Origin of the sequence: Brevundimonas subvibrioides ATCC 15264, assembly GCF_000144605.1 — a bacterium.
In the GTDB taxonomy this organism is placed as follows: Bacteria; Pseudomonadota; Alphaproteobacteria; order Caulobacterales; family Caulobacteraceae; genus Brevundimonas; species Brevundimonas subvibrioides.
In genome coordinates this window covers 2,291,805-2,314,555 of sequence record NC_014375.1, presented here as the reverse complement: position 1 = coordinate 2,314,555, position 22,751 = coordinate 2,291,805, and the positions used below count along the sequence as shown (strand labels likewise).

The window sequence follows — 22,751 nt, the reverse complement described above, 5'->3', positions numbered from 1 at the left end:
GGGACGTGGGACAGCGCAACCGGCGTGACGCCTGCGACCGGGTTTGACGCAGGACCGTGTCAGGGTCTTCCGAACGTCCGCTCCGGGCGCGCTGTCGGAAAGGAAGGGAATGCGATCGGGACTCCACTGGACTGTCTCGAGCACGAGTCCAGCCCATTCCCTAGGGAAAGCAGAGGCTTGGACGACCTGGACTCTCTGGACTCTCCGGGCCCGCGCCCTGCGGATCTAGAAGCCCAGGCCGGTCTCGCCCCTCAGGATCGCCTCGGCCTCCGGGGCGTGTTTGGCACCGGATCGATCATGCAGCACCAGCGCGGGCAACAGGCGCAGAGGGGCCTTTCCTCCGCGGACCGCCTGCACCAGGACCCGTTTCGCGGCCTGGTCGGCGAAGGGCTGGATCGGGCGGATCGCGAACGAACCGCACCGCTCGCCCAGCAAGGCCAGCAGATCCGCCAGCCGGTCGGCCCGGTGAATCACGACGATGCGGCCCCCGTCGCGCGCGCCGTCGCTCAGAAACCGGATCCACACGGCCAGACCGTCGTCGGCGATCCAGGCCCCGCGCTTGGCGGGGGAGGGCGCCCGCAGGGCGGCCTCGTCGTCGAAGAAGGGGGGATTGCTGACGGCCCAGTCGAATCGCTCGCGGCCGAGCGCGGCGAAGCCACCGGCCACATCGGCCTGCACGACGGCCATCCTGTCTTGCAGCGCGTTGAGCCCGACGTTGCACGCGCCCAGAGCGACCGCCGCCGGGTCCCGTTCGACGCCGGTGACGACGACGCCCGGCCGCCGCGCCGCGATCTGGGTCAGGACCGCCCCGACGCCGCAACCCGCCTCCAGCACCCGCTCGCCCGGTTTCGCCACGACCGCCGCTGCCAGCAGGGCCGCATCCATGCCGGCGCGATACCCGTCTGCGGCCTGCAGCAGGCGAACCTTTCCCCCCAGCAGGGCGTTCTCCACGGGCAGTGCGGCCTCGGGCGGTGGTGATGCGACGGTCACGCGGCTTGACCCCTCATGGTGGCGTCACCATTGTCCGGCGGATCGGTTTGCTGCAAGCGGGCGCGATAAAGAAGCGGTGCCATCCTCCCCGGGACCGCGTTTGAGAGAGATTTCCGTTGGATGCCGTCACTTTGACCGCGCCCCGAGCCCACCCCACGCGGGACCGGGGCGATGCCGAGGCCCTGGCCCGGCTGGCCAAGGTCGACATGGCGGCGGTCGACGCCCTGATCCTGGACCGTATGCAGTCCAGCGTCCCGGTCATCCCGCTGCTGGCCGAGCACATCGTCTCCGCAGGCGGAAAGCGCCTGCGCCCCCTGCTGACCATCGCCGCGGCCCGATCGGCCACGGCTGACCGCCCTGACGCCGACCTGACTGCGGCGCTGAAGCTGGCGGCCTCGGTCGAGTTCATTCACACGGCGACCCTGCTGCACGACGACGTCGTCGACGGCTCGGAGCGGCGACGCGGCAAGGTGGCGGCGCACCTGATCTGGGGATCGGCCACCAGCGTGCTGGTCGGCGACTTCCTGTTCGCGCGCGCCTTCGAGCTGATGGTCGAGACCGACCAGATCCGGGCGCTGGGCATCCTGGCCCAGGCGTCCAGCGTCATCGCCCAGGGCGAGGTGCTGCAGCTGACGCGGGCCCACGACCTCAATCTGGACCAGGAAACCTATCTGCGGATCATCTCGGCCAAGACGGCCGAGCTCTTCGCCGCGGCCGCCGAATCGGGTGCCGTGGGCGTGGGCGCGGACCCGAAAACGACCTCGGCCCTGCGGTCCTACGGCCTGAACCTCGGCCTGGCGTTCCAGTTGGCGGATGATGCACTGGACTACGGCGGCTCGTCCGAGGCCCTCGGCAAGAACGCCGGCGACGACTTCCGCGAAGGCAAGGTCACCATGCCGCTTCTGCTGGCCGTGGCGCGCACCCGGGGCCGCGAGGATGCGTTCTGGGACCGCACGATCAACGGCAACCAGCGGACCGACGACGATTTCCGGCGCGCGCGCGAGCTGATCGTGGGGACGGGGGCCGTGTCAGCGACCCTGGATGCGGCCGGAGAGTATGCCGACGCCGCCAAGACCGCCCTGGGCGTGTTGCCGAACGGCGAATGGAAAGCCGCGCTGGAACGCCTGGCCGATTTCGCCGTCAGCCGGGCCAGCTAGCCCCCGTCAGCGGAGACTGGCGCAGAAGCGCTGAATCCGGGCGCAGGCCTCCTCCAGCACGGCTTCGGACGTCGCATAGCTGATGCGGAAATAGGGGCTCAGACCAAAGGCCGCCCCCTGGACCACGGCCACGCCCTCGGCCTCCAGCAGCGCCGATGTGAAGACCTCGTCGTCGCTGATGACCGTGCCGTCCGGTGCCGTCTTGCCGATCAGCCCTTCGATCGACGGATAGACATAGAAGGCCCCCTCGGGGTTGGGGCAGCGGATGCCGGTCGCCTGGTTCAGCATGGACACCACCAGGTCCCGGCGCTTCTCGAACGCCGCTCCGCGCTCGGCGATGAAGTCCTGGGTGCCGTTCAGGGCCTCGACCGCCGCCCACTGGCTGATCGAGGAGGGGTTCGAGGTGGTCTGGCTGGCGACCTTTCGCATTAGGTCGATCAGAGGCTTGGGACCCCCCGCATAGCCGATGCGCCAGCCGGTCATGGCGTAGGCCTTGGACACGCCGTTGACGGTCAGGGTCCGGTCATAGAGGTCCGGCGCGACCTGGGCGATCGTCGTGTACTCGAAATCGCCATAGGTCAGGTGCTCGTACATGTCGTCGGTCAGGACCCAGACATGGGGGTGGCGACGCAGGACATCCGCCAAGGCCAGCAGTTCGGCGCGGGTGTAGGCGGCGCCGGTCGGGTTGGACGGGCTGTTCAGGATCAGCCACCGGGTGCGCGGCGTGATCGCGGCCTCCAGAACCTCGGGGCGCAGCTTGAACCCGTCGGATTCCTCGCCGGTGACGAAGACCGGCTCGCCCCCGGCCAGCAGGACCATGTCCGGATAGCTGACCCAGTAGGGGGCCGGCACGATGACCTCGTCGCCGGCATTCAGCGTGGCGACGAAGGCGTTGTAGATCACGGGCTTGCCGCCCGATGCGACGTGGATCTGGGCCGGGGTGTAGGTCAGGCCGTTCTCGCGCGCGAACTTGGCCACGATCGCAGCCTTCAGTTCGGGCGTGCCGTCGACGTCGGTGTATTTCGTCTCGCCGCGCTGGATGGCGGCGATGGCGGCGTCCTTGATGTTCTGGGGGGTGTCGAAGTCGGGTTCGCCGGCCCCCAGTCCGATCACGTCGCGGCCGGCGCGCTTGAGCTCTCGCGCCTTGGCGGTCACGGCGAGGGTCGCTGACGGCTGAACGCGGGCGAGGGCGGTGGACTGCAGGCTGGACATAGGCGATTCCCGGGGAGAGCGGTGTTTCGTCTTACGCAGATGCGAAAGGCGGATCAAACGGCAAGGCTCGCCGCAGGGACCGGAGCGGTGGTATGCGCATGCCCACCATGCGGCGCATCCTCGACTTCATCCTGAACATGGAAACGGCCCGGTGGCGGGCGCTGCTGGCCAGCGTGCTGTTGCTGGCGGCGGTGGCCGCCCTGTTCGCGGTCGGCAAGGCGTCCCTGGGACTCGAGGCCGAGGAGCGGCTGGAGGCCTGGCTGCAGGGTTTTCATGATGGTCCGATCGGGTTCGCGGCGGTGGTCGTGGTGTTCGTGGTCTCTGCCTTTCTGGGCGTGCCTCAGTTCATCCTGATCGCCGCCAGCGTCGTGGCGTTCGGGCCCTGGTCGGGGTTTGCCTACAGCTGGGTGGCGACGATCGTCTCGGCGGGCGTGACCTACTGGCTGGGGCGAGGGCCGACCGCCCGCGCGATCGAGAAGCTGGGCGGTCGGACGACCGAGCGGCTGGCCCGCTTCGTGGGCCGGAACGCCTTCTACGCCAGCTTCATGATCCGCAATGTGCCGTCTGCGCCGTTCATCGTCGTCAATATGGCCTTCGGGGCGGCGCGGGCGTCGTTCCCGGCCTTCCTGGCGGGATGCGCTCTCGGCGTTCTGCCCAAGACCGCGCTGGTCGCCTTCTTCGGCGGGTCGTTCATGTCGGCCGTGCGCGGTGACGGGGTCTGGACCTCGGTGATCCTGGCGGGCGTGGCGGTCGTCTGGCTGGCGCTTATGCTGGCGGTGCGTGAACTCGTGAAAAGGCGCGAGAACATGCCCGCCAATCAAAAACAGTAGTTGTTGCGAATGGCGACCTGGCCTATCAGGCCTGCGTGGACCACGGAGATACCGTCATGCTGAAGCTCTATTACTCGCCCGGAGCCTGTGCCCTCGCGTCACACATCGCGCTGGAGGAGGCGGGAGCCGACTACGAGATCCAGGCGGTCAACCTGCGCGCCGGCGAGCAAAAGACCCCGGAGTTCCTTGCCATCAATCCGGCCGGCTCGACACCGGCCCTGATGACGGACCGCGGACCCCTGACCCAGAACCTGGTCATCATGGGATATGTCGCCCAGACCTATCCGGAGGCGAACCTGGCCCCCAATGATGACAGCTACGCGTTCGGGCGGATGCAGGCGTTCAACGGCTATCTGGCGTCCTCGGTGCACCCTGCGATGGGGCAACTGCTCTATGCCGGGCTTGAGGGCGAGGCCCGGGACGCCGCGCTGAAACTGACCCTGGCCAAGCTCGGCGTGGTGGAGGATTCGCTGCTGGGTTCGCCCTGGGCGATGGGCGCCGACTACACCGTCGCCGACGGATATCTCTCGGTCTTCACGCGCTGGGCGCGCCAGGCCGGGATCCTGGACGGGACGCGTTTTGCCAGGCTGAACGACCACCTTGACCGCGTTCAGGTCCGGCCGGCCGTGCAGCGGGTGCTGGCCGCCGAGGGTCTTCAGGCGGTCTGATCAAAACACGGCGCGAAAAGCCAAGCGTAGCCGTCACTTGGTCGTGATCGAGACAGAGGCTTCGCGCGGTATCGGGGCTTGTATTCGCCAGTCCATGCGGGCAAACGAGCGCACAGCCGGTCAGGCGAGGACGATCAGGAAACCCGAAGCGTGTGGGGATACGCATCGGGTGGGGCGTCGCCGAAGCCGGTTGATTTGCAGCGCCTTGAAGGCCCCAACCGAACGGTAACCGACCCCCATGAGCTTCTCCCTCTTCGGCGCCATCTCCAATGACATCGCGATGGACCTCGGGACCGCCAACACCCTGATCTATATGAAGGGCAAGGGCATTGTCCTGAACGAGCCTTCGGTCGTGGCGCTTCGAAACGTCGGTGGACGGAAGATCGTCCACGCGGTGGGCATCGAGGCCAAGCAGATGCTGGGCCGCACCCCGGGCCACATGGAAGCCATCCGCCCTATGCGCGACGGGGTCATCGCCGACTTCGAAGTCGCCGAGGAGATGATCAAGCACTTCATCCGCAAGGTTCATAACCGCAAGGGCTTCGTGAACCCCAAGATCATCGTCTGCGTGCCGTCGGGCGCCACGGCCGTCGAGCGCCGCGCGATCAACGATTCCTGCCTGAACGCCTCGGCCCGCCGCGTCGGCCTGATCGACGAGCCGATGGCAGCCGCGATCGGCGCCGGCCTGCCCATCCACGAGCCGACCGGTTCGATGGTCGTCGACATCGGCGGCGGCACGACCGAGGTCGCGGTCCTGTCCCTGTCGGGCATCGTCTATTCGCGCTCGGTCCGCGTCGGCGGCGACAAGATGGACGACAGCATCATCAGCTACATGCGCCGCAACCATAACCTTCTGATCGGCGAGACCACGGCCGAGCGGATCAAGAAGGACATCGGCACCGCCCGCATCCCCGCCGACGGCGAAGGCCTGTCGATCGAGGTGAAGGGTCGCGACCTGATGCAGGGCGTGCCCCGCGAGGTCCGCATCTCGGAGCGCCAGGCGGCGGAAGCGCTCGCCGAACCGGTGTCGCAGATCATCGACGCCGTGAAGGTGGCCCTGGAAGCCACGCCGCCCGAACTGGCCGCCGACATCGCCGACAAGGGCATCATGCTGACCGGCGGCGGTGCCCTGCTGCGCGGTCTGGATGCCGAAATCCGCGATCACACGGGCCTGCCGGTCTCGGTCGCCGACGATCCCCTGTCCTGCGTCGCCATCGGTTGCGGTCGCGTTCTGGAGCATCCCCGGTGGATGAAGGGCGTGCTCGACTCGGCTCTCTGAGCCGGTTCGCCGGCTTCGCTGCAAATCCCCGTGATTGCAGCGAATTCGCCGGTTTCATTGTGGCCCGCTTTTTGCGATAGGCTGCGCACAGCGGCGGGGGGCGTCCCGCCGATTCTGACTCTTTTTGGGAAGGCAGGCCGTGGCGTTTCGCGACGGACCGTTCGATCAGTTCAAGGTGCCGCTGGTGTGGACCGCCGCGGTCGTGGTCGTGGTCGCCCTCATTGCATCCATCCTGCTGATCCTGGCCGATCGACGCCATGACACCGCCGGCGATGCCTATGGTCCCGTGCGGGCCGGCTTCGACGCCGGTGCCGGGCCGATCAATGGCATCTTCGCAGCGCCGGTCCGCTGGGCGGGCGCGGCATCCGACTATGTCGGCGGCTATTTCTTCGCGGTGTCCGAGAACCGCCGCCTGAAGAAGGAGCTGGAAGAGCTCCAGCCCTGGCGCGACCAGGCGATCGCCCTGAAGAACGTCAATGCCCGCTATGAAGCCATGCTGGGCCTGCGGACCGAGCCTGTCGTCGCTCTGGCCACGGCGCGCTCGGTGTCGGAATCACGGGGCCCGTTCGTCAACGCGCGCCTGCTGGACGCCGGATCGGGCAAGGGCATCCAGATCGGCAATCCGGTCATCAACGAGCAGGGGCTGGTCGGGCGCATCGTCGGCGTGACCGGAGGCGTCAGCCGGATGCTGCTGCTGACTGACGTGGCCAGCCGGACGCCGGTCCTGATCGATCGCACGGATGCCCGGGCCCTGTTGACCGGGGACGGCTCGGGCAATCCGAAGCTGGAGTTCGTCCGGGGCGTCGGTTCGGTCCAGGCCGGCGACCGGGTGCTCTCGTCCGGAGACGGCGGCGGCTTTCCGCGCGGCGTGCCCATCGGGGTCGCGGCGCGCGGCATCGACGGGTCGTGGCGGGTCAAGCTGTTCAGCGACCGCGGCGCGATCGACTATGTTCGCGTCATGCTGTTCCAGGACTTCGGCCAGCTGGTCGCGCCGGACGCGCTGAACGCGCCGCCGCTGGCCGGTCTGGCGACCGCGCCTGCACCCGATTCCACCGAGGCCGCCGCCATCGGCGACGCCGCGGCACGTCGGGCCCGGACGCCGACGGCCACCGACGCCGGCACCGAGAGGCCATCGACAGCTCCGGCTCGTCCCCGCCCGACGGTCCCCGCGACCGCCACGCCGGCCGCGCCACCGCCGACGACGGAGGCCCCGGTCCCGCTCCCGGCCGGTGCGGGTGCGCCGTGAGACGCTCGATGCAGGTCCGCGTCGTCGGCCCGCTGCAGTGGGTGATCTATCCTGCGCTGGTCGCCATGGCCGCGACCCTGATCCTGGCCACGCCGGTCGAGCTGTTCGGCCTGAAGCTGCCCGAGCCGGTCCTGCCGCTGGTGCTGGCCTTCGCCTGGCCCTTGATCCGCCCGTCGATGACGGCCCCGGCGGTCCTGTTCGGTCTGGGCGTCTTTCTGGACATGTTCTGGGGCGGGACCCTGGGCCTGTGGCCGCTGTGTCTGCTTTCGGTCTATGCCGTCGTGCTGGGATCCCGCAACCTGCTGGCGGGACAGGAGACCCAGGTCCTGTTCGTCTGGTACGCCACCTGCACCGTGGGGGCCTTCTTGCTGGCGTATCTGGTGGTTAGTCTGGACGCCGGGCGCGCGCCGAGCCTGCTGGCCCTGCTGGGTCAGGTGATCCCGACGCTGCTGCTCTTTCCGATCGCCGACTGGATGGTCCAGCGGTTCGACGACGGGGACGTGCGGTTCCGATGATCCTGCTACGCCAAGGCTACGAAGGATGGGGACCGTCCTGCAAAGCTCCTGCCAGGAGTGAAGCAGGATGAGCGAGCCTTCGATCTTCTTTTCCGACGTCAACGAGCGTCAGGGCTCGTTCCTGCGCCGGACCTTCGTGGTCGGCGGGCTGACGGCGCTGGGCATCACCGCCCTGACGGTCCGCCTGGCCCAGCTGCAGGTCGTTCAGGCTGAGGAATATGCGACCCTGGCCACCAACAACCAGTTCAACTTCCGGCTCGTGCCGCCTCCGCGGGGACGAATCCTGGACCGGAACGGGGTGGTCATCGCCGGAAACCGGCCCAGTTTCCGCGTCCTGGTCGTGCGCGACGAAACCAAGGATCTGGACCAGACCCTGGACCTGCTGGGCCGGCTGTTGCCCGATACGGTCGACCGGCGTCGGGCCATCATCCGGGATGTGAACGCGGCACCCCGCTTCAGCCCCGTGCCGGTCAAGAGCGACCTGACCTGGGAGGAGTTTGCCAAGGTAAACATCTATGCGCCCGAACTGCCGGGCGTGATGGCCGACATGAACGAGGCGCGCTTCTATCCGTTCGGCGGATCGTTCGCCCACGTCATCGGGTACGTCGCCAAGGTCTCCGATCGCGACGTCCAGGCGATCAAGGACCGCGGCGAGGAGGTTCCGCAGATCCTCTACAACCCCGGCTTCCGCATCGGCCGGTCCGGCGTGGAGAAGGCGCTCGATTCCGATCTGCGCGGCGAGGCGGGCGGCACGCGTGTCGAGGTCGACGCCCGTGGCCGCGTCGTGGCCGAGGACGTCGGTGGATCGCGGCCGGCGGTGCCGGGCAAGGACGTCGTCCTGACGCTGGATGCGGACGTCCAGAACCGGGCCCTGGAGGTCTTCGGCGAGGAAAGCGGCGGCTGCGTCGTGATGGACATCCGCAACGGCGACATCCTGTGCATGACCTCGGCACCGTCGTTCGACCCGAACCTCTTCGTCAGCGGCGTGCCCACCGCAACCTATCGCGCGCTGTCCGATTACGAGCGCAAGCCTTTGCTGGACAAGGCGATCGGGGGCGTCTTCCACCCCGGTTCGACCTTCAAGCTGACCACGTCGCTGGCGTTGCTGGAGGCGGGCGTCGATCCGACCGAACGGGTCAACTGCGGCGGCGGCTACCGCTTCGGCAACCGGACCTTCCGGTGCTGGAGCCGCAGCGGGCACGGTCCTCAGGACATGCACGACGCGATCAAGAACAGCTGCGACGTCTATTTCTACCACATGTGCAATCGCGCGGGCGTGGACGGGATCCACGATGCGGCGCGCAAGATCGGCTTCATGCAGACCTTCGACATCGGGGTCGGCAACCAGAAGACGGGCTCGATCCCCAGCCGGGCGTGGAAGGCGGAATATAACAAGGACAATCCGAACCCGGATTCGCGCACCTGGTATCCGGGCGAAACGCTGTCGGTCGCGATCGGGCAGGGCGACGTCAACGTGACGGCCCTGCAACTCGCCGTCATGGTGTCGCGGATCGCCAACGGCGTGAAGGCGCTGCAGCCGCGCCTCATCAAGTCGGTCGGCGGCGTCGATCGGCCGTCCGGGGCCGCGGTGCCTGACCTGCCGTTCTCGCGCGAGCATATGGACGTCGTGCGCCAGGGGATGGTCGCGGTGGCCAACGACCGGTCGGGCGGCGCCTATCGCCAGAGCCAGCTGGGGCTGGGCGATATCCAGATGGCGGGCAAGACCGGGACGGCCCAGGTCCGCAGCTATGACAACGTCGCCTCCCGCTCCAGCAGCAGCGTGGGCTGGGCGCTGAAGGACCACAACCTGTTCGTCGCCTTCGCGCCGGTCGACGCGCCGCGCTACGGCATCGCGGTCATCGTGGAGCACGGGGGTCTGGCCGGATCGACCGCAGCGGCACCCCGCGCCCGAGAGATCATGCGCACGGTCCTGCTGAAGGATCCCGAGATGCGCGCCCGGATCGAACGGCCGCTGCCGCCTGCGGCCGAGGGAGCCGCCCTCGGTGACGACGAGGCCTTCGGTGCCGCCCCCGAACCGGATGCACCGGCCACCACGGTGCAGACACCGCCGCGCGCCGCGCCGACCGCGACCACCGGGCCGCGCCCCTATCTGTCGGAACCCAGATGACGTCCTCGGCCCTCACACGCCCCGGTGAACGCGACCGGCTGTCGGTCAAGATCGGTGAGATCGACTGGCGGTTCGCGGCCCTGCTCTGCACGGTGGCGGGGATCGGTGGTGCCATGCTGTATTCCGTTGCCGGCGGCGCGTGGGAGCCGTGGGCCGCCAATCACCTGATCCGGTTCGGCGTGTGCCTGGCGATCATGCTGGCGCTGTCGATGGTCAGCATGCGGATCTGGTTCGGTTCGGCGTATGTGGTCTACGGCCTGGCCCTTCTGATGCTGGCGCTGATCGAGATCCCGGGCCTGGGCTACACGGCCATGGGTGCCACCCGCTGGCTGAACCTGGGGTTCACGCGCATCCAGCCCTCCGAGATCATGAAGATCGGCGTCGTGCTGGCCCTGGCCCGCTGGTATCATGGTGCCTCGGCCCAGGATGCCCGGTTCAGCTGGAAGCTGATCTTCCCCATCGGCATCATCGGCCTGCCGTTCGCGCTCGTGGCGCACCAGCCGGATCTGGGCACGGCCATGCTGATCGGTCTGACGGGCGCGGCCATGATGTTCATGGCGGGTCTGAGCTGGAAGATCATGGCGGCCGCGGCGGCGGCCCTGGCGGCATTCGTTCCGCCATATGTGATGTTCGGCATGCATGAATATCAGCGACACCGGGTGCTGACCTTCCTGTCGCCCGAGAGCGATCCGTCGGGGACCGGCTACCACATCACCCAGTCCAAGATCGCGCTGGGGTCCGGCGGTCTGCTGGGCAAGGGTTACGGCCTGGGCAGCCAGAGCCAGCTGGAGTTCCTGCCCGAGAAACAGACCGACTTCATTTTCTCGGCGGTCTCGGAGGAGTTCGGCTTCGTCGGATCTTTCTCGATCCTGCTCTGCTACATCGCCATCATCCTGATCGCGCTCAGGATCGCCTCGCTGTCGCACAGCCATTTCGGCCGCATGGCCTCGGCCGGCGTGACGGCGACGTTCGCCCTCTATGTGATGATCAACGGCGCCATGGTGATGGGTCTGGCCCCGGTCGTGGGCGTGCCGATGCCACTGCTGAGCTATGGCGGCACGGTCATGCTGACGGTGATGATCGGCTTCGGTCTGGTGATGGCCACGCGGGTGCACCGCTATGCCGAACTGCCCAAGGGCCACGGTCTGATCTGATCAGCGCGCTGCGTCGCGTGCCCGCTTCAGGTCGCGCTTCAGCGCCTCCCGCGCCTTTGACTGATCGCGTTCGAGGCTGGCCGCTTCGCGGTCCAGCTCGACCCTGCGCGCTGTCAGCGCGTCGAGCGCTTCGGCCTGTTCGAGATCGAGCGCGGCGAGCCGGGCCTCGAGGTCTTCGACGCGCTTGCGGGCCCGTGCGGTGGGGATGGGCGTCTTCGACGGCTTGCGGCGGGTGGTCTTGCCGATGTCGACGGCAAGGCCGCGGGTAACGACCGCGCCCGGGGCGGCGAGGGCGGCGGCCCTGTCGATATCGTCGGTCACCTCGTGGGCGAGGCCGGTCTTGAACAGGTCCTGATCTACACCCCAGGCCGCGAGGGCCTTCGGACGGGACGGGGCGGCCACGGTGAAGGCATGAAAGCCATCGGACCAGGTGAAGACTTTCAACTTCGCGGCCATGAAGCGCGAACACGCCGTCCACGCCCCGGTTCCACGCTGGATCGCACACCCTTGGGAAAATATTCACAACCGGGCTTGTATGCGCCCGGGTTCACAACCACGTCTCGGCGCACGCCGGTCTTTGACATCTACGTTGCCGCGACCAGGCGCCTGGCACGCGTCTTCGACGAAAAGTGGCACCCCGAAGCTCGTAGCTGGATCTCCAACGCCTTTATTTTCAGGCTCTTCTGAAAACTGGCAGGAGTGGCACCCGTTTTTTCGAGAACCGTGCCAAACCCTTCAGGGGGAGGTTCAGACGGTCGCCGCCCAGTCCGTGCCCCGGATCAGGCTGTCGATGATCCCGGGCTCCGACGAGGCATGGCCGGCGTCGGGGACGATGTCCAGTTTCGCCTCGGGGAAGGCGCGATGCAGCGACCAGGCTCCCGAGATCGGGGTGACGACGTCGAACCTTCCCTGGGCGATCCAGGTCGGGATGTGACGGATCCGGCCGATGTTCTTCAGCAGCCAGTGCTCCTCCGGGAAGAAGCCGCCATTCATGAAGTACCAGCACTCGATCCGGGCGAAGGCGATGGCGAATTCCGGTTCGGCGAACTTGTCGGGACGGGCGGACGGGCCCTCCACGCTGACGGTCTCGCCCTCCCAGCTCGACCAGGCGATGGCGCAGCGTTCCTGCTCGGCCCGATCGTCGCCGGTCAGCCGCTTGTAGTAGGCCCCCATCAGGTCGTGGCGTTCATCCTCGGGAATGGGCGCGACGAACCGTTCCCAGGCGTCCGGGAAGATCATCGAGGCCCCGTCCTGGTAGAACCACAGCAGCTCCTTCTTCGTCAGCAGGAAGATGCCGCGCAGGATCAGGGCCGTGACCCGCTCGGGATGTGTGATCGCATAGGCCAGCGACAGGGTGGAGCCCCATGATCCGCCGAAGACCGCCCAGGACTCGATCCCGCAACGTTCGCGAAGACGCTCGATGTCCTCGATCAGCGTCCAGGTGGTGTTGTCCTCCAGCGAGGCGTTGGGCCGCGACTTTCCGCACCCGCGCTGGTCGAACAGGACGATGCGGTAGATGGACGGATCGAAGTAGCGCCGCATGCCGGCGTTGATCGCGCCACCGGGGCCGCCGTGCAGGACCAGGACGGGCTTGCCCTGCGGATTGCCGACCTCTTCGAAATAGATCTCGTGCGCGCTGCCGGTCTGCATCCATCCGGACGCAAAGGGCTCGATTTCGGGATACAGTTCGCGGCGCGGAGTCTCGGTCACGGGAAAGGACATGCGATGGTCGGTACTTCTTGCTGACGGGTCAGGCGGTGACAGGAGACGGACGGAGCGCGGCGAAGGCGAGGACAAGCCAGCCCCCGATCATCAGCACGCCGCCGATCGGAGCCACGGCTCCGAAGGGCGGGAGGCTTAACAAGCCGATGAAGGCCAGCGCCAGACAGAAAATCAGACCGCCGCAGACCGACAGCCACCCGGCCAGACCCGTCAGACGGATACGGGGGGCAAGGCCGGCGCAAACCACACCCAGAACAGCGTGGGCCAGCTGGTAGGAGGCTCCGGTCTGCAGCAGCGTCTTGATCTGCGGACCCGCGCCGTGGGCCGCGAAAGCCCCCACCGCCACCGCCATCGCGCCGTTCAATGCAGCGAAGGCCGCGAGGTGACGATTCCATGTCATAGCTGGACCGTAGCCCACGGATCGGCCCGCGTCTGCTATCGCATGGCGTATGATTCCCGCCCGCCGCATGGCTCTGCAGTATGTGTTGCTCTTCGGTGCCAATGGCGTGAGCCTGCCGTTCGCGGGTCTCTGGTTCGCGGCCCAGGGCTTCTCGGGAGTCGAGATCGGAACCCTGCTGGCGGCCCCCATGCTGGCCCGTGTCGTGACCGGACCGGTGCTGGCTGTCTGGGCGGACGGGTTCACCCGGCGCCGGACCCCTATCGCGATCCTCGGGGCCGTCGCGGCCCTGGCCTATGCCGGGGCGGGGCTGACGCAGGGCGTCTGGATCCAGGGCGCGCTGTGGTGGGTGGGCGCCAGTGCCATGGCGGCCACGATCCCGTTGACCGACGTCCTGAATCTGGCAAGCGCGCGTCGGCACGGTTTCGCGTTCGCCTGGCCGAGAGGATGCGGGTCGGCCGCGTTCGTGGCGGCCAATGTGCTGATGGGCGCGGTTCTGGCCCGCGCCTCGATCGACTGGGTCATCGTCTGGATCGTGGTTGCGGGGGCCCTGATCGCCGTGACGGCGTCCGCCTTTCTGCCGCCCGAGCCGGTGTCCGACGACGGGCCGGGCCGCAAGCGGGATCGTTATGCCGGACTGGCTCGCCTCGCGCTCGATCCCGGCTTCATGACCGCGATCCTGGCCATCGGCGCGATCCAGGCGACCCATGCCTTCTACTACGGTTTCTCTGCCATCGCGTGGAAGGCGCAGGGGATCAGCGAGGCGATGACGGGTCTGCTGTGGGCTGTCTCGGTGGTGGTCGAGATTGCATTCATGTGGGTGATCGAGCCGTGGCGTCGCGCCCGCGGGATCGGTCCCTGGCTTGTCCTGGTGCTGGGCGGATGCGCAGCTGTCGTGCGCTGGACGATGCTGGCGGTCGCGCCTCCGCTCTGGGCGCTGTGGCCCTTGCAGGCGCTCCACGCCCTGACATTCGCCGCGACCTATCTGGCCGGGGTCGAGATCATCGAACGCCTGGCTCCGCCCGGCCAGCATACGGGCGCCCAGACGCTGAACTCGGTCATGGCTGCAGGGATCCTGATCGGACTGGCGACGCTGGCGGCCGGGCCGCTTTACGACCGGTTCGGCACCCTGGGCTATCTGGCCATGACCGGGCTGGCGATGGTCGGGCTTCTTGCGGCGTGGCGACTGAAGCGCGTGCTCGCGGTCAGCTGAGCCGCGTGCGGGGGAGAGGGGACAGGTGGCGCGCCATGGCGGACGTCGCCGTCCGCAGCGCGGTCCGCAGGCTTTCCGGATCGATCGTGGTCGGTACCCGCAGCAGCCCCACCGCCGGCGCGTCCGCCGCGTCCGGCAAGGCGGTCAGGATGCGGTACAGCAGATAGCTGCCGGCATCGTCCTCGCCTTCGGAGGTGGCGTCTGCGGCCAGACCGGCGTCGGTCAGGTCCCGTACGATCTCGGCAACCGGGGCCGTCGCGCGCGCCATCGCCGGGCCGGTGGACGACAGTTTCGCCCCGCCCGCGAGGACGCGGTTCTCGGCGCGCATCTGAAGGCGGAAACCGTTGCTCCGCCGCGTCCGACCGACCAGCAGAACAGCGCAGCAATCCACCTGAGCGAGCCTTGCCGAGAGGTGTTCCGCCAGCGCCTCGGGATCGCCGGTACCGATCGGCAGCGCGCGCGCTCCGGCCGGATTCCAACCTGTCGAGGTGACGTCGCCCAGTGCGACCCAGGCAGGGTCATCGGGTTCGTAGACACAGACAAGGATCGCGGGTCGACGGTCCGGGTTGGTCTCGGCGAGGGTGTCGAGCATGAGTTCCGCTGGGTGACAATGTCGTGACAGCGCCGGGACGGTGTCGGCAAGCGGGCTGGATCGTCAAGCCCAAATCAGATGGCAGGTCGCGGCCCGCTGTCGATTATCGCTTCAGGCGAGGTCGCCGATGGCGGCATCCAGCAGCATGAAGGCGCGGCCGGAGTCGGTGGCCAGCGCCGCCTGGACGCCCGCTCCGTCGCCGCTTCGGGCCTGATCGCTCAGACGGGTTGCGAAGCCGCGGACATAGCGTTCGGCATCGGCACGCAGGTCCGGATCGCTCATGACCCTTCGGGAGACGCTGCGAACGGCGGCGGGGGCGACGCGCCGGACGATCTGGCGAGCCCGGTCGGGATCGCGCTCGGCCAGCGCCGCAGCGGCCTCCTCGACGCGCGATCGGGGCAGAAGGGCGTTGGGGTCGACGCCCATCCGCCGGATCGCGGCCGTGATCCGGTCGGCCAGGGCGTCGGCATCTGCGGGCATGGCCGGCGTGTCGAGATCCAGCGGAGCCTCGCCGGGACCATCGTCAACCAGGTCGCTCCAGTCCAGACGGTCCTGCGGCGGCGGGGAGGGGCGTGACGCGGGTTCGCTGGCCGCCGGGGCCAGTCGAAGCCGGCCTCTCAGGCCGAACCCGCGATCGCGGTCCGTTTCCGTCGGCTCCGGCCTCGGCGGGCGCGCCTCGGCGGGCGTAGATTGAGGCGGTGGCGAAAGCGGTTCGCGACGCCGCATTGGCTGGGGATCGCCGGACACCACGCCCATCAGGCGCACGGCCTCGGTCAGCATGTCGTAGTTGCGACGCACGCGCTCCTGGAACCCGGCGTCCAGGGCCTCGGTGTCTTCGGCAGCCTTGCGTGAGGCGGCGGCGAGGGCGGCCAGACCTTCCTCGACCGTGACCCTGACGGCCTCGGCCCGGGCCCGGGCTTCCTCGGGCAGACGGGAGGCACGGTCGTCGAGATCGCCGATGGCGGCATCGACCTCGCCCAGGGCCTGGGTCATCCGTGACAGGGTGGATTCCAGCTTCTGAATCGCGCGCTGGCCGGCCTCGTCCACGAGGCCGACGGTCTCGCCGACGATGCGCCGGGCCCCCTCGACGCGCGCATCGGCGGCATGGTCGGCCTTCTGTGCCGCGTCGAACAAGGCCTCGCCCAGGCGGTCCACGCGGATCTGGGCCTGGCCGGCCGCTTCCTCGGCCGCGATGCGGCTGTCTTCGGCCGTCGCCTTCAGCGCGGCGAGGGCGCGGCGCGTTTCCTCCACAAGGGTGTCGCGGGCCTCGGCTGCGAGGGCCTCGAAGCGGTCGAGAGACAGTTTGGTCGCCGCATCGAACCCGTCCGCCTCGCGCTGGGACAGGTCGACCAGAGCGCGGAACTGATCGGTGGCGGCCTCCACCAGATCGCGCAGCCCCTCGGACGCGCGCGTCGAGGTCTCGCCGAGCGCCCCGGTGGCGGCGCGGGCCGCGGACAGCTGCTCACTGAGCTGGGCGCGCTGGCTCTCGACCTGGGCGGAGAAGTCTTCCTGGTCGGTGCGCAGGGCATAGGCAGCGGTGACCAGGGCGGCGCGTTGCTGCCCCAGCCCCTGTTCGACGGACAGGATCTGTTCGGCGACGCCGGTTCCGGCGTTCTCCAGACGCAGGGTCTGGCGGGCCAGGTCGTCGGAGGCCAGACGTGCCGCGTCCTGGGCCTCGCCCGCGGCGGCGGCCAGGTCGGCGGCGCGGGCGGCAAGCGCGGTCTCCGCCTCGCGCAGCTGGGTCTGGGCGAGATCGGAGGCGTCGACGATCAGCCGCGACTGGCGCTCGACGGCGTCCAGAACACCGGAGGCCTGGGTGTCGAGGCGACCGCCGAGCGAGGCCATTTCCTCACGCTCGCGGCCCAGTTGCTCGCTGAGACGGCGCGCCGTCCGGCCGGCGGTCTCTGCCGCCTCGTTCAGCCGGTGTGTCTCCAGCGAAAGGGCCTCGCGCAGCAGCGCCATATCGTTGCGGGCGCGCTCGGCGGCCAGGGCGGCCTGATCGATGTCGTTGCGCAGGGCGGACAGGACGTCGCCCGTCTGCTGTGCGGCAAGGGCCGTCGGGGCGACCAGGGCTTCGGCCAGCTGGCGCGCGCGGCGGGTCTCATCGGCGAGGCCGTTTCCCTGCCGCACGGCATGGGCCAGCATCAAGGCCAGCCCGGCCGGGGCCAGGGCGATGAGGGTGTAGATGGCGAGGCGCAGCGGGTCGGCCAGCACGTCGCCGGCCCCGATTTCATAGGCCGCCCAGGCAGCGACGCCGCCGATCCACAGCGCGGACGCTGCGCCGGCTATGGCATAGGGGGTGGTCGATTGGCTGGGACGCCGGGCCGGCATGGCGCGCTGCGCCGGCGGCTCTGGCGGCTGGTAGGGCGCGGGCGGCGCATCGGCGCTGACCGCAAAAGGTTCGACGACGGGCGTGTCGTGGGGCGTCTCGGGGGGACGGCCCGGTTCGGGCTGGACGGTCGCCGGCATGGGGTCGAGCGTAGCGGCCTCAACCCGCTGCTGCTGTTCCGCGAGACGTCGGCGCCGACGCTCGGACATGGGCCGTTCCGGGGTCGGGGCAGGGGGAGGCGTTGACGGCACGGGCTGGGGAATCTCGATGTCGTCATCCGGCGCGACCGTAACCTCCGGCATCACCTCGGGATCGGTCAGGACGAGCGGCGGCCGTTGGCGGGACTTCATGGGCGAACGATCTCGGCAGGCGTGCAATGGCGTCGCAGCGCGCACGTTTCTTCAGGCGCGGCGTGCCGTCTGACCCTAGAGGCTGAACCGACCGGACGAAAGGGTTTCAGTCTGCGGTCGTGTGTGCCTGGTTCGAAAAAGGTCCGACCGACTCAGCAGTTGTCGTCACTCCGGGCGATCACGAACTGCGCCTCCCGGGGCTGTGCGCAGTCGCTGACGCGATGCACTTCGGGCCGTTTGCTATCGGGGCGTACGATATCGACGCCGAACTGGGACAGCGCCGCTGCGACGAGCAGGGCGATGAAGCCGGCCAGCAGTTCGATCAGCGCCTGCACCCGCGTGCTCCCCTTCGTGCGCTCGCCTTATGCCTGATTTCGACGACCGCTACAATCCGACGATCAAACCACACCGCGAGGGTGGAACCGACGCATAGCTGTGCCATTGACCCAGACAGCCCACGATGGGACGAAATCGACGATCCGGAAGGATCGAAAGGACGGGGCGAAGATCCAATGCAGCATGCGGTCGACGATACGACCCTTGACGCCTCTGCCGTGCTTGTCCCCGGCGACACATGCTGGCGGGTGGAGCGGGCCGACCGCCTGTCCATCCTCATGGAGAACGAAGCCTATTTCGACGCCCTGTCGTCGGCCCTGGACAAGGCGCGGCGGTCGATCGTGGTGCTGGGATGGCAGTTCGATCCCCGGACGCGGCTGGATCCGGAAAGCCGCGCCGGCGATCGTCAGGCCGAGATCGGGCACCGCCTCAGAATGCTGGTCAAGACGAGGCCCGAACTCGATGTCCGGCTGCTGATCTGGCGGTCGCCGCTGCTGATCGCGGCTTCCCAGGGCTTCTATCCTCACAAGGCCCAGCGCTGGTTCCGCAAGCGGATGGTGGAGTTCCGGCTGGATACCCCGGGTCCGATCGGGGCCTGCCATCACCAGAAGGCCATCATCATCGACGACGCCGTGGCCTTCTGCGGCGGCGGGGATATCTCGGTCGATCGGTGGGACTCGCCCGATCACCGCGACGACGACCCCCGGCGCTGTCAGCCCTCCGGCCTGATCTCGCCGCCACGTCACGAGACCATGTGCGTCATGAGCGGGCAGGCCGCGATGGCGCTGGGCGATCTCGCCCGCGAGCGGTGGTTCAAGGCGACGTGGGAGCGCACGGTGCCAGAGCCGGTGGACAGCGATCCCTGGCCGGACGGTGTCGCCGTCGATTTCGCGGACGTCCCGGTCGGTATCGCCCGGACCGAACCGGCGTACGGCGGCAGGATCGGGGTGCGTGAAAACGAGCGGCTTCACCTTGCGGCCATCCGGGGGGCGCGCCGGCTCATCTATATGGAGAACCAGTATTTCACCTCGCCGGTGATCGCGCGAGCGCTGTCCGAGCGGCTGGCCGAGCCCGACGGCCCCGAAGTGGTGCTGGTGTCCACGGGACGCAGCCCCAGCTGGTTCGACAGCATCACGATGGATACGGCGCGCGCTGAGGTCCTGTTCCGGCTGGAAACCGCCGACGTGCACAACCGGTTCTTCGCCTTCAGCCCGAATACGCCGTCGGGCCAGCGGATCATCGTCCACGCCAAGGTGACGATCGTCGACGACCGGTTGCTGCGGATCGGTTCGACCAACATCAACAACCGGTCCTTGGGTTTCGACACGGAGTGCGACGTGGCGATCGCGCCGGATGACGTGGCCGGTCATGTCCGGATCCGGGATTACCGTCACCGGACCATCGGTCATTTCATCGGCGTTTCCGCTGAGGCCTTCGCGGCCGTGGAAGCGGTCATGGGCTCAACGGGTCATGCCATCCAGGGCTTCGACAACGGGCGGCTGACCCCGCTGGGGGCCACCCAGCCGTCGATGGTCGAGCGCACCATCGCCGAGTTCCAGCTCGGCGATCCGGTCTCGTCGGCCGACGCCTGGCGACCGTGGAAACGACGCAACCGAACGCAGCGGCTTCTGGGTCAGACCGGCTGAAACTCGAAATCCACGATCAGTGGCAGATGGTCGGACGCCATGCGGGCGAGGGGGGAGAAGGCAGCGCGCACGCCGGTCACCCGGATGTGCGGACTGACGAACACGTGGTCGATCCGGATGGCGGGGAAGCCGGACGGGAAGGTCTTGATCGTCGGCTTCTGGCCGATCTGGCGCTGACAGTCGGCGAGATGGCGGGTCAGCGTCTGATAGGGGCGGGTGATCGATGTGGCGTTGAAGTCGCCGGCCAGAATCGTCGGTCCCTGGCACTCGGCGTGGCCCATCCAGTCCTTGCCGGCCAGCGCGGCGGCCTGAAGCCGCTGCTCGCGGGGAACGAGGCCCAGATGGGTGGTCAGGACATTCAGCGGCGGGCATCCGGGCTTTTCCACACGGATCCAGATCGCCCCACGGGGTTCCAGCCCCGGGATGCCCTTCACGGTGGGAAGCGCTCCGACGCGGATCAGCCGTTCGGGGCAACGGGTCAGGATGGCGTCCCCGTATTCCTCCTGTTCCACAGTCATCGCCGCGTGGAACCGGACGGACATGGCCAGCCGATCGGCAATGACGCGCGCCTGATCCACGCCGCCCGTTCGGGCGCGACCGACGTCGAGTTCCTGCAGGCAGACGATATCGGGGTCGTGCTCGGCTATGACACCGACGATCCGCTCGACGTCCAGACGCCGATCGACGCCGACGCAGCGGTGCACGTTGTAGGTCAAAAGACGCATGACCGACCCGCTAGTCGATTACGCGCGCAAAGGCCATGCGGTCGCTGGCCTCAGATTTCGACGATGCGGTTGGGCACTTCGTCGGGGTTGCGTGGACGCGGAGGAAAGTGCTCCGCCAGCACACGGCCGGCCAGTTCTATGGCCCGCTCGAATCCTTCGGCAGGACGACTCGCCTTCAACCCGGAGGTCAGGGCCGTCACGGCCTCGGCCCAGATGTCCGGATCGACCCGGCTGTAGATACCCTCGTCGGCGATGACCTCGACCTGGCGGTCCGAGAGCGCGGCGAAGATCAGCACGCCGGTCCGATCCTGGGTCACGTGCAGACCGTGGGCGAGGAACTGATGCATGGCGGCCTGACGCGTCCGGTCGCGCCGGATCGAGCGCGGCGTGAACAGTCGGGTCACAGGAGGAATGCGCAGAATCATATAGGCGAAGACGAACACCGCCGCCTGGACAACGGCATACACCCCGATCGTCCGTCCGATGATGACGTCGCGCGCCGCCAGCTGTCCGGCCTCCCAGGTGTCGCCGAACCCCGGAAACCAGTGGGCGTCGAACCCCAGCGGGATGAACCCCAGAGGCAGGATCATGGCCGCTGCGGCTGCCCAGACCATGCTGATGTCACGGTACGAAGACACCCGCCGCGCCAGCACGCAGAAGATTTCACCGGATGTTTTCGCTTCCGCTGCGGCGATAGCGGCGGCGATCGAGGCGTGTTCCTCGGGTTTGATGCGCATCACCATCCGCCTGAGGCTCCTCCGCCGCCGAAGCTGCCGCCCCCGCCCGAAAACCCTCCGCCCCCGCTGAAGCCGGAGCCGCCGCTGGAGCGGCTGGTGGCGGCGCTGCTCAGGGCATTGGCCACACCCCACAGGACGACCTGACCGAGACCGTCGGAACTGCGTCGACGTCGCCCGCTTCGTCCCACGCCCCGCATCAGGTTCAGGAACAGGAACAGGAAGATCAGCGCAATGATCAGGACGGGAAACACCGGCTCGTCGGCCTCGGTCGGGACGGCCGCGGCAGCCCGGGCCTGGGCCTCGGCCGGATCCAGGCGCAACTGTTCGATGACGGCGTCCACCCCTGCCGAGATCCCTTCTTCGAAGCCGCTTTGACGGAACGGGGGCAGGATGTCGTTCTGGATGATCTGGTTGGACAGGGCGTCGGTCAGAACCGGCTCCAGCCCGTAGCCGACCTCGAGGCGTACCTTGCGCTCGTTGGGGGCGACGATCAGCAGGACGCCGCTGTCGCTTTCGGCATTGCCGATGCCCCAGGTGCGACCCAGTCGATAGCCGTAGTCCTCGATCTGATAGTCTTCGAGGCTGTTGAGGGTGACGACGACGAACTGGTCACCCGTATCGGTTTCCAGTTGCTCGAGCTTGGCCGTGATCTCGGCTTCTCGTTCGGCCGACAACAGCCGGGCCTGATCGACGATCCGGCCTGACAAGGCGGGGAAAGTCGGGTCGGCGGCAAGCGCGCGTGTCCCCAGCGACAGGGCAAACGTCATGGCCAGCAGGAGGCCGCTGGCGCAGGCGACGACAAGCCGCGACTGGCGGGCGATCGAACCGGACCTCACTGCGTTGGCGGGGGCGAGCCCGGAGGAACGGCGGCCGACGTGCCGCCGGGCTGGCTGGCGGGCGTCCCGTTCAGATTGAACTGGACCTGCGGCGCGGACTGCGCCTCGGCGGTCGCTGTGAAAAGCTGCATGGGCTCCTCGCCCGAAAAGGCGGTCTTGGCCCAGATCACCGTCGGGAAGGTCCGCAGCGAGGTGTTATAGTCGCGCACGGCTTCATTGTAGTCGCGCCGGGCGATCGTGATGCGGTTCTCGGTACCCTCGAGCTGGGACTGCAGTTGCAGGAACCCCTGGTTGGCCTGCAGCTGCGGATAGGCTTCAACGGTCACGAGCAGTCGTGACAGCGCACTGGTCAACTGGCCCTGGGCCGCCTGGAACTGCTGGAAGGCGGCGGGGTCGCTCAGGGTTTCAGGCGTGATCTGGACGGAGGTGGCGCGGGCGCGGGCCTCGATCACCTGGGTCAGGGTGGTGCGTTCCTGGATGGCGGCTCCCTGAACGGTGGCGACCAGGTTCGGGATCAGGTCGGCCCGCCGCTGATACTGGCTCTGGACATCGGCCCAGGCCGCCTGGGCGCGTTCCTGCTTGGTCGGGATGGTGTTGTAGCCGCAGGCCGAGAGGGCCGGGACCGCCAGGACGAGCGCCGTCGCAACGCCGAAGCGAGAATTTATGCGAACCATGGATCCCTCCGTTCG

22 protein-coding genes are annotated in these 22,751 nt (G+C 68.4%); 10 read left to right on the top strand and 12 right to left on the bottom strand.

Features of this window, described 5'->3' with window-relative positions; all coding sequences use genetic code 11:
- Window positions 1–225: 225 nt before the first annotated feature.
- Complete coding sequence (locus BRESU_RS11440; RefSeq protein WP_013269715.1) at window positions 226–990, bottom strand: tRNA1(Val) (adenine(37)-N6)-methyltransferase; 765 nt, start codon at window positions 988–990, stop codon at window positions 226–228.
- Window positions 991–1,106: 116 nt separating this feature from the next.
- Between BRESU_RS11440 and BRESU_RS11435 the strand changes: the two genes are divergently transcribed.
- The gene (locus BRESU_RS11435; protein ID WP_013269714.1) at window positions 1,107–2,147 is read left to right on the top strand and encodes a polyprenyl synthetase family protein; all 1,041 of its coding nucleotides are present in this window, start codon (window positions 1,107–1,109) and stop codon (window positions 2,145–2,147) included.
- A 6-nt stretch (window positions 2,148–2,153) separates the two neighbouring features.
- Here BRESU_RS11435 and BRESU_RS11430 read toward each other — a convergent pair whose 3' ends face one another.
- Complete coding sequence (locus BRESU_RS11430; protein ID WP_013269713.1) at window positions 2,154–3,359, bottom strand: pyridoxal phosphate-dependent aminotransferase; 1,206 nt, start codon at window positions 3,357–3,359, stop codon at window positions 2,154–2,156.
- A gap of 92 nt (window positions 3,360–3,451) precedes the next feature.
- Here BRESU_RS11430 and BRESU_RS11425 point away from each other — a divergent pair, with 92 nt between their 5' ends.
- The 7 genes from BRESU_RS11425 to rodA all read left to right on the top strand — a co-directional run bounded on the left by BRESU_RS11425 (window position 3,452) and on the right by rodA (window position 11,179).
- Complete coding sequence (locus BRESU_RS11425; protein ID WP_013269712.1) at window positions 3,452–4,189, top strand: TVP38/TMEM64 family protein; 738 nt, start codon at window positions 3,452–3,454, stop codon at window positions 4,187–4,189.
- Between the two features lie 56 nt (window positions 4,190–4,245).
- The gene (locus tag BRESU_RS11420; protein ID WP_013269711.1) at window positions 4,246–4,857 is read left to right on the top strand and encodes a glutathione S-transferase family protein; all 612 of its coding nucleotides are present in this window, start codon (window positions 4,246–4,248) and stop codon (window positions 4,855–4,857) included.
- A gap of 238 nt (window positions 4,858–5,095) precedes the next feature.
- Window positions 5,096–6,136 (top strand): rod shape-determining protein, encoded by a 1,041-nt coding sequence (locus BRESU_RS11415; protein ID WP_013269710.1) that lies wholly within the window; start codon window positions 5,096–5,098, stop codon window positions 6,134–6,136.
- A 139-nt stretch (window positions 6,137–6,275) separates the two neighbouring features.
- Window positions 6,276–7,382: a rod shape-determining protein MreC gene (gene mreC, locus BRESU_RS11410; protein ID WP_013269709.1), complete on the top strand. Its 1,107-nt coding sequence runs from the start codon at window positions 6,276–6,278 to the stop codon at window positions 7,380–7,382.
- Between the two features lie 8 nt (window positions 7,383–7,390).
- A complete protein-coding gene (locus tag BRESU_RS11405) occupies window positions 7,391–7,897 on the top strand; it encodes a hypothetical protein (protein ID WP_013269708.1) in 507 nt (168 codons plus the stop codon).
- Window positions 7,898–7,964: 67 nt separating this feature from the next.
- Window positions 7,965–10,025 (top strand): penicillin-binding protein 2, encoded by a 2,061-nt coding sequence (gene mrdA / locus BRESU_RS11400; RefSeq protein WP_013269707.1) that lies wholly within the window; start codon window positions 7,965–7,967, stop codon window positions 10,023–10,025.
- The gene (gene rodA, locus BRESU_RS11395) at window positions 10,022–11,179 is read left to right on the top strand and encodes a rod shape-determining protein RodA (protein ID WP_013269706.1); all 1,158 of its coding nucleotides are present in this window, start codon (window positions 10,022–10,024) and stop codon (window positions 11,177–11,179) included. The genes mrdA and rodA overlap by 4 nt, the downstream gene beginning before the upstream one ends.
- Here rodA and BRESU_RS11390 read toward each other — a convergent pair whose 3' ends face one another.
- The 3 genes from BRESU_RS11390 to BRESU_RS11380 form a co-directional block, all read right to left on the bottom strand.
- Window positions 11,180–11,635, bottom strand: coding sequence for a hypothetical protein (locus BRESU_RS11390; protein ID WP_013269705.1), 456 nt, complete (start codon window positions 11,633–11,635; stop codon window positions 11,180–11,182).
- A 291-nt stretch (window positions 11,636–11,926) separates the two neighbouring features.
- Window positions 11,927–12,901: a prolyl aminopeptidase gene (gene pip / locus BRESU_RS11385; protein ID WP_013269704.1), complete on the bottom strand. Its 975-nt coding sequence runs from the start codon at window positions 12,899–12,901 to the stop codon at window positions 11,927–11,929.
- 28 nt (window positions 12,902–12,929) lie between these two features.
- Window positions 12,930–13,301: a DUF423 domain-containing protein gene (locus BRESU_RS11380; protein ID WP_041761567.1), complete on the bottom strand. Its 372-nt coding sequence runs from the start codon at window positions 13,299–13,301 to the stop codon at window positions 12,930–12,932.
- 67 nt (window positions 13,302–13,368) lie between these two features.
- Here BRESU_RS11380 and BRESU_RS11375 point away from each other — a divergent pair, with 67 nt between their 5' ends.
- Complete coding sequence (locus BRESU_RS11375; protein WP_245528562.1) at window positions 13,369–14,511, top strand: MFS transporter; 1,143 nt, start codon at window positions 13,369–13,371, stop codon at window positions 14,509–14,511.
- Here BRESU_RS11375 and BRESU_RS11370 read toward each other — a convergent pair.
- From BRESU_RS11370 to BRESU_RS11360, 3 genes are all read right to left on the bottom strand, one after another.
- Window positions 14,504–15,103 (bottom strand): C15 family peptidase, encoded by a 600-nt coding sequence (locus BRESU_RS11370; protein WP_013269701.1) that lies wholly within the window; start codon window positions 15,101–15,103, stop codon window positions 14,504–14,506. The two genes, BRESU_RS11375 and BRESU_RS11370, sit on opposite strands and share 8 nt — an antisense overlap.
- A 111-nt stretch (window positions 15,104–15,214) precedes the next feature.
- Window positions 15,215–17,782: a coiled-coil domain-containing protein gene (locus BRESU_RS11365; RefSeq protein WP_013269700.1), complete on the bottom strand. Its 2,568-nt coding sequence runs from the start codon at window positions 17,780–17,782 to the stop codon at window positions 15,215–15,217.
- 152 nt (window positions 17,783–17,934) lie between these two features.
- Window positions 17,935–18,117: a hypothetical protein gene (locus tag BRESU_RS11360; protein WP_013269699.1), complete on the bottom strand. Its 183-nt coding sequence runs from the start codon at window positions 18,115–18,117 to the stop codon at window positions 17,935–17,937.
- A gap of 177 nt (window positions 18,118–18,294) precedes the next feature.
- On the opposite strand from BRESU_RS11360, the gene BRESU_RS11355 reads away from it, so the two are divergent.
- Complete coding sequence (locus BRESU_RS11355; RefSeq protein ID WP_013269698.1) at window positions 18,295–19,764, top strand: phospholipase D-like domain-containing protein; 1,470 nt, start codon at window positions 18,295–18,297, stop codon at window positions 19,762–19,764.
- Here the strand turns inward: BRESU_RS11355 and BRESU_RS11350 are convergent.
- Genes BRESU_RS11350 through BRESU_RS11335 form a run of 4 tightly spaced genes read right to left on the bottom strand, consistent with a single transcriptional unit; the run spans window position 19,752 to window position 22,736 of the window.
- Window positions 19,752–20,489 (bottom strand): endonuclease/exonuclease/phosphatase family protein, encoded by a 738-nt coding sequence (locus BRESU_RS11350; protein WP_013269697.1) that lies wholly within the window; start codon window positions 20,487–20,489, stop codon window positions 19,752–19,754. The two genes, BRESU_RS11355 and BRESU_RS11350, sit on opposite strands and share 13 nt — an antisense overlap.
- Window positions 20,490–20,539: 50 nt before the next feature.
- Entirely contained in the window at window positions 20,540–21,226 is a 687-nt protein-coding gene (locus tag BRESU_RS11345; protein WP_245528561.1) for a TPM domain-containing protein, read from the bottom strand.
- Window positions 21,226–22,062: a TPM domain-containing protein gene (locus tag BRESU_RS11340; protein WP_013269695.1), complete on the bottom strand. Its 837-nt coding sequence runs from the start codon at window positions 22,060–22,062 to the stop codon at window positions 21,226–21,228. The genes BRESU_RS11345 and BRESU_RS11340 overlap by 1 nt, the downstream gene beginning before the upstream one ends.
- Window positions 22,059–22,736 (bottom strand): LemA family protein, encoded by a 678-nt coding sequence (locus tag BRESU_RS11335; protein WP_013269694.1) that lies wholly within the window; start codon window positions 22,734–22,736, stop codon window positions 22,059–22,061. The genes BRESU_RS11340 and BRESU_RS11335 overlap by 4 nt, the downstream gene beginning before the upstream one ends.
- Window positions 22,737–22,751: the final 15 nt, after the last annotated feature.